Source organism: Marinobacter sp. R17 (assembly GCF_003789045.1).
Lineage (GTDB): Bacteria > Pseudomonadota > Gammaproteobacteria > Pseudomonadales > Oleiphilaceae > Marinobacter_A > Marinobacter_A mangrovi.
In genome coordinates, this window is sequence record NZ_RHGZ01000018.1 from 38,153 (window position 1) to 53,858 (window position 15,706).

Genomic DNA, 15,706 nt, shown 5'->3' on the forward strand with positions numbered 1-15,706 from the left:
GGCGGGCCCTCCGACGCTAAAGCGTCGGCTACATTTTTCTGCGAACTCATCGTTATTTGTCAGGTCGCAATCCTGTAACGGCCGGGTCGCATTCCTGAAAGCGACATGGGTGGCGCCCGTCTAGACTCGTTGCCAGTTTCTGCCAACACCCAACAACGAGGCTCCTATGACAACACCTTCCATTACCCGAGAAATGTTTGATGACGTGATGGTCCCCAACTACGCGCCGGGCAAGATCATCCCCGTTCGTGGCGAAGGATCGCGAGTCTGGGATCAGGAAGGTAAGGAATACGTGGACCTGGCCGGCGGCATCGCCGTGACGTCCCTGGGCCACGCCCACCCGGGCCTGCTGGGTGCACTGACCAGCCAGGCCGAGAAGATCTGGCACCTGTCCAACGTCATGACCAACGAGCCGGCCATCCACCTGGCCAAGACCCTGTGCGACCTGACCTTCGCCGAGCGCGTGTTCTTCGCCAATTCCGGTGGTGAAGCCAACGAAGCGGCCTTCAAGCTGGCCCGTCGCTACGCGTGGCAGCACTTCGGTGGCGAGAAGAACGAAATCATCTCGTTCAAGAACAGCTTCCATGGCCGCACCCTGTTTACCGTCAGCGTCGGCGGTCAGCCCAAGTACCTGGAAGGCTTCGAGCCGGCGCCGAAGGGCATCCACCACGCCGACTTCAACGATCTGGCCAGCGTCGAGAAGCTGATCTCCGACAAGACCTGCGCCATCGTGGTCGAGCCGATTCAGGGCGAGGGCGGCATCCTGCCGGGCGAGCAGTCCTTCCTGGAAGGCCTGCGCGAGCTGTGTGACAAACACAACGCGCTGCTGGTGTTCGATGAAGTCCAGACAGGCGTTGGTCGTACCGGCCACCTCTATGCTTACCAGATGTACGGCGTGACCCCGGACATCCTCTCCACCGCCAAATCCCTCGGCGGCGGCTTTCCGATCGGCGCCATGCTGACCACCGCCAAGATCGCCGAAAGCCTCGGTGTCGGTACCCATGGCAGCACCTACGGCGGTAACCCGCTGGCGTGTGCGGTCGCCCAGCGCGTCATCGACATCGTCAGCCAGCCGGACGTGCTCAAGGGCGTCGAAGCACGCTCCAAGCGCCTGCGCGAAGGCATGGAAAAGATCGGCCAACAATACGGCGTGTTCGAACAGGTGCGTGGCGCTGGCCTGTTGCTCGGCGGTGTACTCACCGAAGAATGGAAGGGCAAGGCCAAGGAATTCCTCAATGCCGGCCTGGATGAAGGCGTCATGGTACTGGTGGCTGGTGCCAACGTGGTCCGTCTGGCGCCTTCGCTGATCATCCCCGAGTCCGACATCGACGAGGCACTGGTCCGCTTCGAACGCGCTGTCGCCAAAATCGCCGGTTAATGAATCCGGTGGCGGGCTCCCAAAAGGAGCCCGCCTCCGGGCACATCACAGGAGTTACCTCTCATGTGGATTGTCCGTCCTGCTCGCCACGAAGACCTGGCCGGTATCGAAAAGCTGGCAACGGCTCACGGTGCCCGGGTCTCGACGCTGCCCCAATCCCGGGACAAGCTGAGCGAGAAAATTGATCATTCGCAGCGCTCCCTGGCCGGTGATCCCGCGCTGGCGGATCGCGAGCGTTTCCTGTTCGTGCTGGAGGACTCCGACACCGGCCGCATCCACGGTACCGCCGGTATCGATGCCCGCGCCGGCAACAGCCAGCCGTTCTACAACTACCGCCGCGATGAGCTGATCCACGCCTCCCACGAACTGGATGTGGCCAAGCGCGTGGCCGTGCTGTATCCGACCCACGAGCTCACCGGCAAGACGCTGCTGTGCTCGTTCACCATCGATCCGGAGCTGCGCGATACCGAAGCCTTCGAGTTGCTGTCCCGCTCGCGCCTGCTGTTCATCGATCGTCATCGCGAGCGCTTTTCCGACGACGTGGTGGTGGAAATCCAGGGCGTCCAGACCGAGGAAGGCGACGCGCCGTTCTGGGACAGCCTGGGGCGTCACTTTTTCCACATGGATTTCGCCACGGCGGATTACTACTCCGGCGTGAAGACCAAGACGTTCATCGCCGAGCTGATGCCGCCCAACCCGATCTACGTGACGCTGCTGTCCGATGCGGCCCAGGCCGCCATCAGCGAGCCGCACGAGGCCGCCGCACGGACCTGTCAGTTGCTGGAGCGGGAAGGGTTCCGCGTGAGCCAGCACATCGACATCTTCGACGGTGGCCCGGTGCTGGAAGCCCGGACTGACGAGCTGACCTCCATCACCCGCCGCCGCAACAAGACCGCGCGCCGGGGTGAGGGCAGCCGGGGTGTGCGTTACCTCGTAGCCAACGGCGACAGTGAAAGCTTCCGCTGTTCCCTGACCAACGTCAGCGACGGCCTGGGCGACGTGGTGCGCCTGAATACCACCATCGCCGATCAGCTGGGTGTCAGCGACGGCGACGACCTGGTCCTGGTGGCCCTGTAAGGAGAGGAGATTGTTATGTTGCTGATTCGCCCCCTCAATCAGGGTGACCTGGAAGACCTGCACGATATGGCGGAAGGCGCCGGCAAAGGGCTGACCTCCCTGCCGCCGAACCGTGATCTCCTGTCCCGCAAGATCGCGCGGGCCGAAGACACCTTCAACGAACGGTGCGCCCCGGAAGCGGGCATGTACCTGTTTGCCCTGGAAGACACCGAGCAGAAGAAGTGCGTCGGTATCAGCGGTATCGAGGCCCGGGTCGGGCTGGATGAGGTCTGGTACAACTACCGTCTGAGCACCACCGTGAACGCCTCACGGGAGCTGGGCGTCCACGTCCGCACGCCGACCCTGCACCTGACCAACGACATGACCGACACCAGCGAGATCTGTTCGCTGCTGCTGTCGGACACCCACCGTCAGGGCGGCAACGGCCTGCTGCTGTCCCGCTGCCGTTTCCTGTACATGGCGGACTTCCGTGAGTTCTTCTCGGAGAAAGTCTTCGCCGAGATGCGCGGCGTGTCCGACGAGAACGGCCGCAGTCCGCTTTGGGACGCGCTGGGTCGCCGCTTCTTCGACATGGACTTCAGCGAGGCCGACTTCCTGTCCGGCATGGGCAACAAGTCGTTCATCGCCGAGCTGATGCCCAAGTACCCGATCTACGTGCCCCTGCTGCCGGAACCGGCGCGGGCCGTCATCGGTGAGGTCCACGACAACACCAAACCGGCCCTGCGGATGCTGCAGGCCGAAGGCTTCAACTTCAACGGGCTGTGCGACATCTTCGACGGCGGTCCGGTGGTGGAAGCGTTTATCCACAACGTGCGTACCGTGCGTGAGAGCGTGAAGCGCCACGTGCTGGTGTCTCGGCAGCCGGTCAACCTGGACGTGCCGCCGGAAGAACGGGTGATGGTCTCGAACCGCTCGTTCCGGGATTTCCGGGTCACCACACTGCCGAAGAGCTGCATCAAGCCGGATACCGTGAGCATGCCCGCCGAAGTGGCGGATGCCCTGCAGGTCTCGTCCGGCGATCTGGTGCGCCTGTCACCGCTCAAAGAAAACCGCACCGCCAAGTAACCGAATTCAGGAGTTTGTTATGACTGTTAAATTGACTGGAGAAGTCCTCATCGATGGCAAATGGCTGACCGGCCACGGCCCGGCCCTGGAATCCGTCCAGCCGGTGACCGGCGACGCGGTGTGGGAAGGCCACAGCGCCGATGTCGAGGACGTCGACGCCGCCGTACGCGCTGCCCGTGCCGCTTTCCCGGCCTGGCGCCGCAAGACCTTTGAAGAGCGTCTGGCCATTGTCGAAGCGTTCGGCAAGGAGCTGGAAGCCAACAAGGAAGAGCTGGCCCACACCATCGGCCTGGAAACCGGTAAGCCGCTGTGGGAGTCCCGCACCGAAGTGGGCGCCATGATCGGCAAGATCGCTATCTCCAAGAAGGCCTACGAGGATCGTACCGGCTACAGCGCCAATGACGTGCCGGGTGGTCAGGCGGTCCTGCGCCACCGTCCGCACGGTGTGGTCGCGGTGTTTGGCCCCTACAATTTCCCGGGTCACCTGCCGAACGGTCACATTGTTCCGGCCCTGCTGGCGGGCAACACGGCCATCTTCAAACCGAGCGAAATCGCCCCGGCCGTGGCCGAGCTGACCCTGCGCCTGTGGCAGAAAGCCGGCCTACCGGACGGCGTGATCAACCTGCTGCAGGGCGAGAAGGACACCGGTATCGCGTTGGCCAGCCACCCGTGCATCGACGGCCTGTTCTTCACCGGCAGCTCCAACGTCGGTCACCTGCTGCACAAGCAGTTCGGCGGCCAGCCGGAGAAAATCCTGGCGCTGGAAATGGGCGGCAACAACCCGCTGATCGTGCAGGGCATCGACGACCTGGACGGCGCCGTTCACAACGCCATCCAGTCCGCGTTCCTGTCGGCTGGCCAGCGCTGCACCTGCGCGCGTCGTCTGCTGGTGCCGAAGGGTACGGCGGGTGATCGCTTTGTCGATCGCGTGGTCGAGGTGGCCAGCAAGATCCAGGTCGGTCGTTTCGACGCCGATCCGCAGCCGTTCATGGGCGCCCTGGTGTCTGTTGCGGCGGCCGACGGCTTGCTCAACGCCCAGGCCAGCCTGATCGAGAAAGGCGGCAAGTCGCTGCTGGAAATGCGTCGCCTGGAAGAGGGCACCGCGCTGCTGTCGCCGGGCATCGTTGACGTCACTGACATTAAAGACCGCGTGGACGAAGAGCACTTTGGTCCGCTGCTGACTGTGATCCGCTACAGCAGCTTCGATGAAGCGCTGGAGATCGCCAACGACACCAGCTATGGCCTCTCTGCCGGCATCCTGACCGACGACCGCGCCCTGTATGAGCGCCTCACCGAGGAAGTCCGCGCCGGTATCGTCAACTGGAACCGGCCGCTGACCGGCGCCAGCAGTGCGGCCCCGTTCGGTGGTGTGGGCGCCAGCGGCAACCATCGCCCGAGCGCCTACTACGCGGCGGATTACTGTGCGTGGCCGATGGCGTCGCTCGAGTCCGAGAAGAACACCATGCCGGAGTCCCTGGCCCCGGGCCTGAGCTTCGAGTAAGACGACTCGGGCGTGTAGCCGACGCTTTATAGAGTTTGCAGAAGTCTGCGCTTTGAAGCCTCTCTCCCCTTGAGGGAGAGAGGTTTGGAGAGAGGGGAACGAGGCGATAGCCTCGCCAAAGAGGTGTTTGTTGCCGTCATGGGCAACCGCTGGAGCCTCCCCTAGCCCCGCTCTGCGCCCCGGCCCTTCACCAGGGCCGTAGGTTGGGCTGACGCAGGAAGCCCAACAATAAGCGAGTACCGGACGTCTCCGTCATCTCGGGTATGCTTGGAGCATGGGTTCGCAAAAAAGCCGGGTTGACGGCCATTTGATGACGTTGTCTGCAAACCCGGCTTGTTGGGCTTCCTGCGTCAGCCCAACCTACGATACTGAAGTGTCGGCTACATTGAGAACGACTCCGTTCAGCCTGACTGGCACAGAGTAAACAAGACGATTTTTGTGAGGTTTTCATGACCCAACACGCCACTGAAGCCAATTTTGACGGTCTGGTTGGACCGACCCACAACTATGCGGGCCTGTCCTGGGGGAATGTGGCCTCCAAATCCAACGTCAGTGCCGTGTCCAATCCAAAGGAAGCGGCGCTGCAGGGCCTGGCGAAGATGAAAGCCCTGGCGGATCGCGGCTTCGTGCAGGGCATCCTGCCGCCGCACGAGCGGCCGCACATTCCGACCCTGCGCAAGCTCGGCTTCACCGGCAGCGACGGCGAGATCCTGTCCCAGGCAGCGAAGGAAAATCCGGTGATCCTGGCGGCCGTGTCGTCCGCCTCCTGCATGTGGACAGCAAACGCGGCGACGGTATCCCCGAGCGCCGACACCCACGACCACCGGGTACACTTTACCCCGGCGAACCTGGGCGCGAAGTTCCATCGCTCCATCGAGCATGAGGTGACCGGTCGGGCACTGAAGTCGATGTTCTCGGACGAAGCCTACTTCGCCCACCACCCGGCACTGCCCTCGATCAGCCAGTTCGGTGACGAAGGCGCGGCTAACCACACGCGTCTGTGTGGCGCCTATGGCGATCCCGGCGTGGAGTTGTTTGTCTACGGCCAGCAGGCGTTTGACGAGTCGGCGCCGGCACCCAAGCGTTTCCCAGCTCGTCAGACCCTGGAAGCGTCCCGCGCTATTGCCCGGCTGCACGGCCTGAGCGACGCGCGCGCGGTGTTCGCCCAGCAAAATCCGGATGCGATTGATGCCGGCGTGTTCCACAACGACGTGATTGCGGTAGGCAACGGCAACGTGCTGTTCTACCACGACATGGCCTTCCTGAACGAAGCCCAGGTCCTGGCCGACGTGCAGGCGCGCCTGAAAGGGGCTGAACTGCAGGCGGTAAAAGTGAGCACCGACGAGGTGCCCATGGCCGACGCGGTCAGTTCCTACCTGTTCAACAGCCAGTTGCTGACCCAGAAAGACGGCTCCATGCTGCTGGCGGTGCCGGGCGAGTGTCGTGAGATCGAGTCCGTCAGCCGCTACCTCGACAAGCTGGTGGCCCAGGGTGGCCCCATCAAGGCGGTGGAAGTGTTCGACGTGAAGCAGTCCATGCGCAATGGCGGCGGTCCCGCCTGCTTGCGTCTGCGGGTGGTGCTGACCGACGACGAACTCAAGGCCATGCACGACGGCGTGCTGATGAACGACGCCCTGTACGAACGCCTGACCACGTGGGTGGAAGGGCACTACCGGGACGAGCTGACTCAGGACGACCTGGCCGATCCGATGCTGCTGGACGAGTGTCGTCACGCGTTGGATGAACTGACCGGGATTCTGGGGTTGGGATCGATTTACGATTTCCAGCGGTGATTCAGCTTGAGGTTATAGCCTGAGAGGCCTTTTCTTGGCTTCTCCCCCCTCTCCCCTAGCCCCTCTCCCTCCAGGGGAGAGGGGAACGGGCTGTGCAAACCGGCAACTCGAGATGCTCCCTCTCCCCTGGAGGGAGAGGGTTGGGGAGAGGGGGATGCCTCCGAAGGCGCCAGATCTCCCTTCACCATCAAGCCCTGATCGACCGCACCAACATCTCCATCGTATGCCGCACCAGCGAATCGCTGGGGTATGTCGCCAGCGGCCCATCTTCGCTCATTTCCTGTTGGCACATCATGATCACCCCGTGCAGGGCGCCACGCAGGTAGAGCGCGGTCTGGAAGCAATCACTCACCTGGGCGGCATCGATACTGCCATCTTCGATCCCGGCGTTCAGGGCTTCCACCATCAATGACATGGTCTGCATCTCGCAGCCCACCATCTGTTCCGTCTCGTCGGCGTCGGCATCCTGCATGGCGGTGGTGGCCCGGGTGAGGGCATCGAAATAGTTGGGCTCTTCCTGCCAGAAACGGTAATAGGAGGTACCCATTTCGCGGATCTTATCGAGGCCCGTTTCACCGGCCTCCAGAGCTGCCCGGAACCGCACCCGTAGCCGTTCGGCCGCTCGCAGCATAATGCCGCGCTGAATAGCGGCCTTGTCCTTGAAATAGACGTAGAGCAGGGCCCGGCTCAGGCTCGCGGTGCGGGCAATTTCGTCCATGGACGTCCGTTCGTAGCCTTTCTCGGCAAACATGGTTTCCGCCGCGTCCAGGATGGCGTCCTGTCGCTGCTGTTTTTCCCGTTCCCGCCTTGCCTGCAGGTCACTCATAAAACCGGATCCTCTCTGACTGCCTGGAGCGGTGTCATACCGCGCTGATCCATGCAGGGACTTTATTCATATTCTAGTCGTTGACAAAGTGTCAAAGAATGACATGATGTCTTAAAAGATCGTTCAGGTCATGACCGATTGCAAATTTAATGGATACCCCGTTCAACATTCGCCCGGAAGGAATCCGGGCTTCAGCCCACTGGTGATCACGATGAATACCACCGCCCGACGTTTCTCCCTTCCTTTCCTGGCTCTGCTGATGACGGCGGTCGCCGCCGGATTGAGTGGCTGTGCCGAGTCGGTTGGCGCGCCCGAAGCGCCGGATACGTCCGTCAGCGTGCGTGCCGCCCCTGTCAGTATCACGGCGGACCAGGCCGAGCCGCTGCGTTTTGCGGGCATTGTCCAGGCGCGCCAGCGAGCGACGCTGACGTTCCAGGTGAGCGGTACGATCCGGGAGCGCCCGATGGAGTTAGGGCAGCGGGTGACACAAGGGCAGGTGCTGGCGCATCTCTACAACCCGGGGCTGGAACCGGCCCGGGATTCCGCCAGGGCGCGCCTGCAGGAGCTGCAGACCCAGCTCGACCAGGCAGGCCGGGAGTGGAAACGTTCCCAGCGTCTGTTTGAACGGGGTGTGGTCTCGGAGCAAACCCTGGAGCAGCTCGAAGCCAAGCGGGATGCGCTCAAGGCCAGCGTGTCCACGGCCCGGGCATCTCTCGCAGAAGCCGAACGGATGGTCGCCGAAAGCACGCTGAAAGCGCCGTTCGATGGCCGCATTGAGGCGGTGCTGGTGGAAGCCGACGAATTTGTCGGCGCCGGTCAGCCGGTCGCGCGCCTGTCTGCGCCCAAGGGGCTGGAAGTGGAGGTTCGGGTCCCGGCCTATTTGCTGGATCAGGTGACGCTGAATGAACCGGTACAGGTCTGGTCTGTACAGCGACGGGACCAGACACCCGTAACCGGTACGGTCAGTGAAATCGCCCAGCCCAGTGGCCTGCGGGGGGAGCTGCATGCGGTGATGGTCAACCTGCCGGACGGCGAGTTGGAGGCGGGCGTGCCGGTGGAAGTCGGCATCGCTTCGCCCAATGCCGCTCTGCTGTCCGTGCCGCTGCTGTCTGTCATGCGCTCGGCCACCGGCACCTCCGTGTTTCGTATAGCCGAAGATGGCGATCGGCCCACCGCTGAACGGGTGGATGTGGCGGTTCGGCGGATCATGGGCGAACACGCGATTCTCGCTGATGGCACGCTCAAAGCGGGCGATCAGGTGGTTTACGCCGGCATGACGCGGGTGACGCCGGGCGATGCCCTGGAGATCCTGCCATGATGGGCCGGCTGATGCGGTGCCGCCGACTGCTGGGCATGGTGGTGACCATGCTCTGCCTGTTGGGGATAGCCGCCTACAACACCATGCCCCGGCAGGAAGACCCGTCCTTCCCGCACCGGGCGGGGCTGCTGACCGTCAGCTATCCGGGCGCCAACGCCGACGCGGTGGAGCGTCTGGTGCTGGAGCCTCTGGCGGACGAGCTGCGCCAGGTTGAGGAAGTCGACTTCGCCTCCGGCACCGCCCGAACCGGCGTGGCGGTGGTCAATATCCGCCTCAACGACACGATCTACGACACCGACGCTGCCTGGGATCGGGTGCGCCAGGCCATGGAGCGGGCCCGTCACGATTTCCCGGACGGTGTCGGCACCATGAACCTGGAAGATCGCCTGATCAACATCCCCTCCATCGTGCTGGCGGTGGGCGGCTCGCCGTCGGTGACCGAGCTGAGCGAGCAGGCGGAAAGGCTCAAGAACAACCTGCTGGATATTCCCGGCGTGTCCCGCGTCGAACTCGAAGGGGACGCCGACGAGCAGATTACCCTGGCGTTGGACGACGCCGCGCTCTATCGGTTGGGCGTGTCGCCGTCGCGGGTGCTGGACACGCTGGCCCAGCGCAACCAGGTGATCCCCGGGGGCTTCCTCGTGGTGGACGGCCAGCGGATCTCCATATTGCCGAACAGCGAGTTCGGCAATCTCGATGCCATTCGTGCCACGCCGATCGAGCTGCCGGACGGTTCCCAGGTGCCGCTGGCATCCGCCGCCGAAATCTGGCGCGGCCCCGCCGAACCCCGGCAGCCGGAAACCTGGGATGACGGCGAGCGGGTGGTGCTGGTCAACATCATGCTGGAAGAGGGCAAGACCGACGCCATCCGCTTTGGCGAGCGGGTGCGTGAGCGCCTGGCCCAATTGAAGCCGGAATTCGCGCCATACACCATCCAGGAAATGTTCTTCCAGCCGGATAAGGTCCAGGACCGCCTCGACAACCTGGCCTGGAGCCTGCTGTTCTCCGTCCTGATCATCATCGCCGTGGTCTTTACCGGCATGGGGCTGCGGATGGGGTTATTGGTGGCGACCATCCTGCCGATGGTTACGCTGATCAGCATCGGGCTGTATGACCTGGGTGGCGGTATCCTGCACCAGATCGCGGTGATCGGGATGGTGATTTCCCTGGGTATCCTGATCGACAACGCCATCGTGATTGTGGAGAACATCCAGACGCTGCTGGACGAGGGCGTCGCCCGGATGGAGGCGCTCGTTCGCTCGGTGAAAGAACTGGCGGGGCCACTCGGTGCCTCCACCGGCACCACACTGGCGGCGTTCGCGCCGTTGCTGTTGTCCAAGGGCGGGACGGCGGATTTCACTCGCGGCATTCCGGTCATGATCATGCTGACCCTGTCGGTCAGCTACCTGCTGGCGATTTCGGCCGTGCCCCTGTTGGCGGCGCGTTTTCTCAAGCCGCGGAAACAGGTCAGGGCGGATCGGCTGGCGGGGCTGGCCCGCGTGCTCGGCGGACTGGTGTCCCGGGCGCCGGGTTGGCTGGTTTTAGGGGGTGTCCTGATGGTCGCCGCGAGCGTGGCGCTGACGCCATTTCTCAAGCAGCAGTTCTTCCCCAATGCGGACCGGCCGCGGGTGATCGTGGAGCTGTACATGCCCGAAGGCACGGATCAAGGTAAAACCGCCAGGGTCGCCGCCGATCTGGAGCGGGCGATTCGCAGCCGCCCGGAGACGGTCAACGTGCATCGCTTTGTGGGCTTTACCGGTCCGAGCTTCTACTACAATCTACGGCGCGCGCCCCAGGCGCCGAATCGCGGGCGCCTGGTGGTCAAGACAGAAACGCTGGCGCAAACCACCGGACTGGTGCACTGGATTCGGGAATACGCCGCCGAGGCGTTGCCGGAAGCCGATCTGACGGTCGGGATTCTGGGGCAGGGGCCGCCCCGCGTGGCGCCGGTGGAGGTTCGCCTGTCTCACCCGGATGACAGCGTGCGCGCTCAGGCTGTGGAAACCGTCTATGCCGGTCTGAGACAAGCGCCTGGCGCGGTGGATGTCCGCCACGATCTCGATCCCGGTGTGCCCAGCGTGCGCATCAATGTGGACGACGCGGTGGCCGCCCGTTATGGCATTTCGCGGGCCGATGTGGCGCGCAGCCTCTATGGGCAGAGCTTCGGCATGGTGGCCGAGCAGTATCGGCAGGAGGACGATCCTATCCCGCTGGTATTGCGCTCCCGCGAGGGCACCGACCTGTCCCTGACCCGCCTGCTGTCGATCAACGTTTACACGGCCCAGGGCAAGGCGGTGCCGTTGTCCGCCGTAGCCACCGTCAACACCACCTGGGAGCCGGCAGCGCGCTACCTGCGCAATGGCGTTCGGGTGAATACCGTTACGGCCAATCTCGAAAACGGTTACAGCTTCAGTCAGGCATTGGGTGGACTGGAAGACTACCTGAAAACCCATCCGCTGCCACCGGGCACGCGGATGGAGTACGGTGGCGACGCCGAGGGCTCCAAGGACGCCAACAGCGCCATCCTGACCACCGCGCCGATCGGTGTGCTGTTGCTGCTGTTCTTCCTGCTGCTGCAGTTCAACTCGTTCAAGCGGGTGGGGATCATCCTGCTGACGGTGCCACTGGCGACCGTGGGTATTTTCCCGGGGCTGGTGCTGTCCGGTTCGCCGTTCGGCTTCCAGTCGTTGTTGGGCGTGATCGCGCTGGTGGGGATTGTGGTGAACAACGCCATCGTGCTGCTGGATGTGATGGACCGGCAACTGGAGGCCGGGCAGCCGATTCGCGATGCGGTAAGGCTGGCGGTGGAGCAGCGCACCCGGCCGATCCTGCTCACCACCGCGACGACGGTAGCGGGTTTGCTGCCGTTGGCGTTCTCCAGCTCCACGCTCTGGCCGCCGATGGCCTGGGCGATCATCTCCGGCCTGTTGGCCTCCACGGTGCTGACGTTGCTGGTGGTGCCGGCGCTGTGTGTGAAGGTGATTCGTGGGCCGGTGGTGGAGATGGAAGAGGCGAGAATTCCGGGATAGCGCTGAGGCGTAGGTTGGGCTGACGCAGGAAGCCCAGCAATGCGCATGCGCCGGATGTTTGCGCTATCGCGGAATCTGCTTGATGCATAGGCTCTCAAACAGTAGTTCGGGCTCCTTTGGAATGGGAGAAATTGGTTGCAAGACTGGGTTGTTGGGCTTCCTGCGTCAGCCCAACCTACGGGCTGGCGTCCAATGGTGAGGCTTCAGGAGGCTCGGTGTTGAGTCCGGGGCGCCTGCGGCGCCTCAGAAGCTGAAGCGTCTGCTACACGCTCGAGTTATAGGGGCAATGTAGCCGACGCTTTCGCCTCGATGGGGCCGACAGGCCCCAGAAGGTATCGGCAGACTGAAGTCAGGACTTCTCCCGCACCAACAACCCAACCCGCTGCCCCACAGGCACATTCCGATTCGGGAAGATGATCGCCTCTGGCACGTCACCCACCTTGTACCGGGTCACGCCATCCTCCCAGATGACGGTACCCGGCTGGTACGGCGTAAAGTTGGCGATGTCGTCCGGTACGTGGAACTGGAAATCGTCCCCGGTATTCAGGATCTCATACACCACTTCGAACACGGCCAGCTCGTCGGCGTTTGGCGGTGTGGGCGCGGGTTCGTCCCGGAACAGGCGGCGCAGGGCGCTTTCGATGCCTTTGAAGCGCAGCAGGTCGTTCTGGCCAAACGGCCGGACCTTGCCCAGCTCGATGGTGAAGCTCTCGGCACCCAGATAGCTGGACGAAAAGGACGAGAAGGTCGTACCCGACTTGTGCTGCAGCAGCAGGGTATGCACGTCCGCTTCCAGCAGGAAATCGCACTGGTCCTGCGGCACCTTGCGGCCTTCCACAAACGGGTAGAGCGCGAACTTCTCCCGCAGTGAGGGGCGAATCGCCGTGTGCAGGTCGTAGTGGGTAACGGTGTCCGCATCACCCACGAAGTCCAGGCAGGTCTGTTCGAGCAGGGCAGCGCGCTCCGCCTCGGGCGACCCCGCGTAGGGTGCCTTGGCATGGGCGCCGCTGAACAGCCGGTTCATGTTGTGGTCCACAAACCGGTCACCGGCGACCATCGACAGTGGGTTCCCCAGGATCAGCAACGTCCGGCGCCCGATGGTCCAGTGGCCGCTGATCAGCTCATTCAGCAGACCATTGACCACTTCGATCGGGGCGGTTTCGTTGCCGTGAACGCCGGCGGAGATGATCAGCCGGCGGTCATCCGCCGCAGCCGGGACCAGCTCCAGAATACCGGTGTCCAGACGCCGGATTTCGGCACCGTCCGGCAGGCGGGTGGTCACGGGGGCTGACGTCTGGCCGGCCCGGGAAAGGGTGTGGGCGAGCCAGTCCGGCTCGCCGTCGAACAGGGTGTTGCGCACTGACATGAGGGCGTACTCAGCTCAGCGGTTTGAGGTGTCGCAGCATTCGCTTTTCCAGCTGGCGGAAGACGAAGATGATGGTGAACGTCAGGGCCATGTACATCAGCGCGACGGCGATGAAAGCGTCGAACGGGGCGTAGAAACGGGAATAGATATCCCGGGCCGCGCCGGTCAGGTCGACAATGGTCACCACGCTGGCGATGGCGCTGGCGTGCAGCATGAAGATCACCTCGTTGGAATAGGCCTGCAGGGCACGGCGGGCCGCGCTGGGCAGGATGATCCGACGGGTGCGCATGAACCAGGACATGCCATAGGCCTTGGCCGCTTCCACTTCACCATGCGGGGTCGCCTCGAGGGCGCCGCGGATGATTTCCGTGGTGTAGGCCGCGGTATTGAGCACGAAAGCCAGCAGGGCCGGGTAGAACGGATCCTTGAAGATCGTCCACCAGAAGGTTTCCTGGATGCCTTCGATCTGGGCAATGCCGTAGTAGATGATGTACAGCTGGATCAGCAGCGGTGTGCCCCGGAAAATATAGGTGTACAGCCACACCGGGCCGGAAACGAACGGATTGCGCACGGTGCGCAGGATCGCCAGCGGCACGGAGAGAATCAGGCCGATCAGCAGCGAGAGGAACACCAACTGCACGGTCGTCACCAGACCATCCCAGTAGTGCAGCATGGTGGTGGCGGTGAACACATCGTGGGTGTTCAGCCATTGAATAATAAAATCAGGCATGGCTTCAGTCTCCCTTCACGACGCCGACGCTAACGCGGCTGTTGACCCAGCGGATGAACAATTCGGATCCGGCTGTGAGGAGGAGATAAACCACGGCCACCGGCACGAAATATTTGAACGGTGCGTGTTCGGCCTTACTGGCCTGTTCGGCGACGCGAACCATGTCGGTCAGACCGATGATGGACACCAGTGCGGTGGTCTTGAGCAGTACCTGCCAGTTGTTGCCCACGCCGGGCAGGGCATGGCGCAGCATCTGCGGGAACATGATGCGACGGAAGGTGTGCCAGCGGGTGAAACCGTAAGCCTTGCCGGCTTCGATCTGGCCGCTGTCGACCGCGAGGAACGCCCCACGGAAGGTTTCCGTCATGTACGCACCGAAGATCAGGCCGATCGTCAGCACGCCGGAAATAAACGGGTCGAACTGCAGGAACCAGTCGATATCGAACTGGTAGTACAAAAAGTCGGAGAGCTTGTTCACCAGAACCTGCCCGCCGTAATAAAGCAGCAGCATCATGACCAGATCCGGAACACCACGGATCAGGGTCGTGTAGGCGGTGGCGCCGGCGTAGAGCCCGCGGTTACCGGAAAGCTTTGACGAGGCGCCAATCAAACCAAGGACGACCGCGAGCAGGAGCGACAGCAATGCCAGCTCAACGGTTACCACCGCGCCTTTCATGATTGAAGGGCCGTAGCCGTGCAGATCAAGCATGGATAGGTCCGTGTTGAGGACAGGCCGCCGGCGGGATGCCGGGGGCCGTGCCGGGGTTTACATCTTGACGTCGTAAGTGAAGTATTTCTTCATGATGGTGTCGTAGGTGCCATCATTTTTCAGCTTCTCCAGCGCCTTGTTGATCTGGTCGGCCAGATCCTGGTCACGCTTGCGCATGGCCACGCCAACGCCTTCACCCAGCTTCACCGGCTGGCCGATTTCGTGGAAACCGTCGCGGTTCAGCAGGGTTTGCTCGCCTACCGGGTAGTCAACGAAGACCATGTCCAGACGTTCGCCTTCCAGGTCCAGGACCATGTCGTCAGCGGTGGTGTAGCGCTTGATTTCAACCGTGCCACTCATGTTCTCGGTGACGTAGGTGTCCATGGTGGTGCCGCGCTGAACGCCGACGATCTTGCCCTTCATGGCGTCCATGTCGGTCGGGTCGGTGTTGACGTTATCCTTGGCGAACCAGCCACCCGGGGTGTTGTAGTAAGGCTTGGAGAACAGGACTTTTTCCTGACGCTCCGGGGTGATGGACATGGAAGACATGATGGCGTCGAACTTGCGCGCCAGCAGGCCCGGAATCATGCCGTCCCAGGACTGGATGACGAAGTCACAGTTGGCTTGCAGCTCTTTACACATGGCTTCGGCCAGCTCGACCTCGAAACCGGTCAGGGAGCCATCCGGCTTCTTGTATTCGAACGGCTCGTACGGCACGTCGAAAGCGATGCGGATGTCTTTCCATTCTTTCGCCTGCACTGAGCCGGTCATCACGGCCAGGGCACAGGTTGCTGCAACAATCAGCTTTTTCATGAGTCGCTTCTCCATTGTTTTGCCTTTTGGCTTTTTTTATCCAGTGACGTTGCCATCACTGTTTTTCTGAACCTTTCCCGACCCCCGATGGTGCGGCGTCG

At 62.9% G+C, this 15,706-nt stretch carries 12 protein-coding genes; 7 read left to right on the forward strand and 5 right to left on the reverse strand.

Annotated elements, in window-relative coordinates:
- Positions 1–166: 166 nt before the first annotated feature.
- The 5 genes from EB809_RS13495 (at position 167) to astB (ending at position 6,814) form a co-directional block, all read left to right on the forward strand.
- Positions 167–1,378, forward strand: coding sequence for an aspartate aminotransferase family protein (locus tag EB809_RS13495; RefSeq protein ID WP_123635351.1), 1,212 nt, complete (start codon positions 167–169; stop codon positions 1,376–1,378).
- Positions 1,379–1,441: 63 nt separating this feature from the next.
- Positions 1,442–2,455: an arginine N-succinyltransferase gene (locus EB809_RS13500; RefSeq protein WP_123635352.1), complete on the forward strand. Its 1,014-nt coding sequence runs from the start codon at positions 1,442–1,444 to the stop codon at positions 2,453–2,455.
- Positions 2,456–2,470: 15 nt separating this feature from the next.
- Positions 2,471–3,520 (forward strand): arginine N-succinyltransferase, encoded by a 1,050-nt coding sequence (gene astA / locus EB809_RS13505; protein WP_123635353.1) that lies wholly within the window; start codon positions 2,471–2,473, stop codon positions 3,518–3,520.
- A gap of 19 nt (positions 3,521–3,539) precedes the next feature.
- Entirely contained in the window at positions 3,540–5,021 is a 1,482-nt protein-coding gene (gene astD / locus EB809_RS13510; RefSeq protein ID WP_123635354.1) for a succinylglutamate-semialdehyde dehydrogenase, read from the forward strand.
- A 449-nt stretch (positions 5,022–5,470) separates the two neighbouring features.
- The gene (gene astB, locus EB809_RS13515; RefSeq protein ID WP_123635355.1) at positions 5,471–6,814 is read left to right on the forward strand and encodes an N-succinylarginine dihydrolase; all 1,344 of its coding nucleotides are present in this window, start codon (positions 5,471–5,473) and stop codon (positions 6,812–6,814) included.
- 187 nt (positions 6,815–7,001) lie between these two features.
- On the opposite strand, the gene EB809_RS13520 is transcribed toward astB, so the two are convergent.
- A complete protein-coding gene (locus tag EB809_RS13520; protein WP_123635356.1) occupies positions 7,002–7,640 on the reverse strand; it encodes a TetR/AcrR family transcriptional regulator in 639 nt (212 codons plus the stop codon).
- Positions 7,641–7,851: 211 nt separating this feature from the next.
- Between EB809_RS13520 and EB809_RS13525 the strand changes: the two genes are divergently transcribed.
- Together EB809_RS13525 and EB809_RS13530 are read left to right on the forward strand one after the other, a co-directional pair.
- The gene (locus EB809_RS13525; RefSeq protein ID WP_123635357.1) at positions 7,852–8,958 is read left to right on the forward strand and encodes an efflux RND transporter periplasmic adaptor subunit; all 1,107 of its coding nucleotides are present in this window, start codon (positions 7,852–7,854) and stop codon (positions 8,956–8,958) included.
- The gene (locus EB809_RS13530) at positions 8,955–11,987 is read left to right on the forward strand and encodes an efflux RND transporter permease subunit (protein ID WP_123635358.1); all 3,033 of its coding nucleotides are present in this window, start codon (positions 8,955–8,957) and stop codon (positions 11,985–11,987) included. The genes EB809_RS13525 and EB809_RS13530 overlap by 4 nt, the downstream gene beginning before the upstream one ends.
- Before the next feature lie 349 nt (positions 11,988–12,336).
- On the opposite strand, the gene astE is transcribed toward EB809_RS13530, so the two are convergent.
- The 4 genes from astE to EB809_RS13550 are packed head-to-tail and all read right to left on the reverse strand — an operon-like array spanning position 12,337 to position 15,605.
- The gene (gene astE, locus EB809_RS13535) at positions 12,337–13,353 is read right to left on the reverse strand and encodes a succinylglutamate desuccinylase (protein ID WP_123635359.1); all 1,017 of its coding nucleotides are present in this window, start codon (positions 13,351–13,353) and stop codon (positions 12,337–12,339) included.
- 10 nt (positions 13,354–13,363) lie between these two features.
- Positions 13,364–14,083 carry an ABC transporter permease gene (locus EB809_RS13540; protein ID WP_123635360.1) on the reverse strand — a complete coding sequence of 240 codons (720 nt, stop codon included), beginning with the start codon at positions 14,081–14,083 and terminating at the stop codon, positions 13,364–13,366.
- A gap of 4 nt (positions 14,084–14,087) precedes the next feature.
- Positions 14,088–14,792: an ABC transporter permease gene (locus EB809_RS13545; RefSeq protein WP_123635361.1), complete on the reverse strand. Its 705-nt coding sequence runs from the start codon at positions 14,790–14,792 to the stop codon at positions 14,088–14,090.
- Between the two features lie 57 nt (positions 14,793–14,849).
- Positions 14,850–15,605: a transporter substrate-binding domain-containing protein gene (locus tag EB809_RS13550; RefSeq protein ID WP_123635362.1), complete on the reverse strand. Its 756-nt coding sequence runs from the start codon at positions 15,603–15,605 to the stop codon at positions 14,850–14,852.
- Positions 15,606–15,706: the final 101 nt, after the last annotated feature.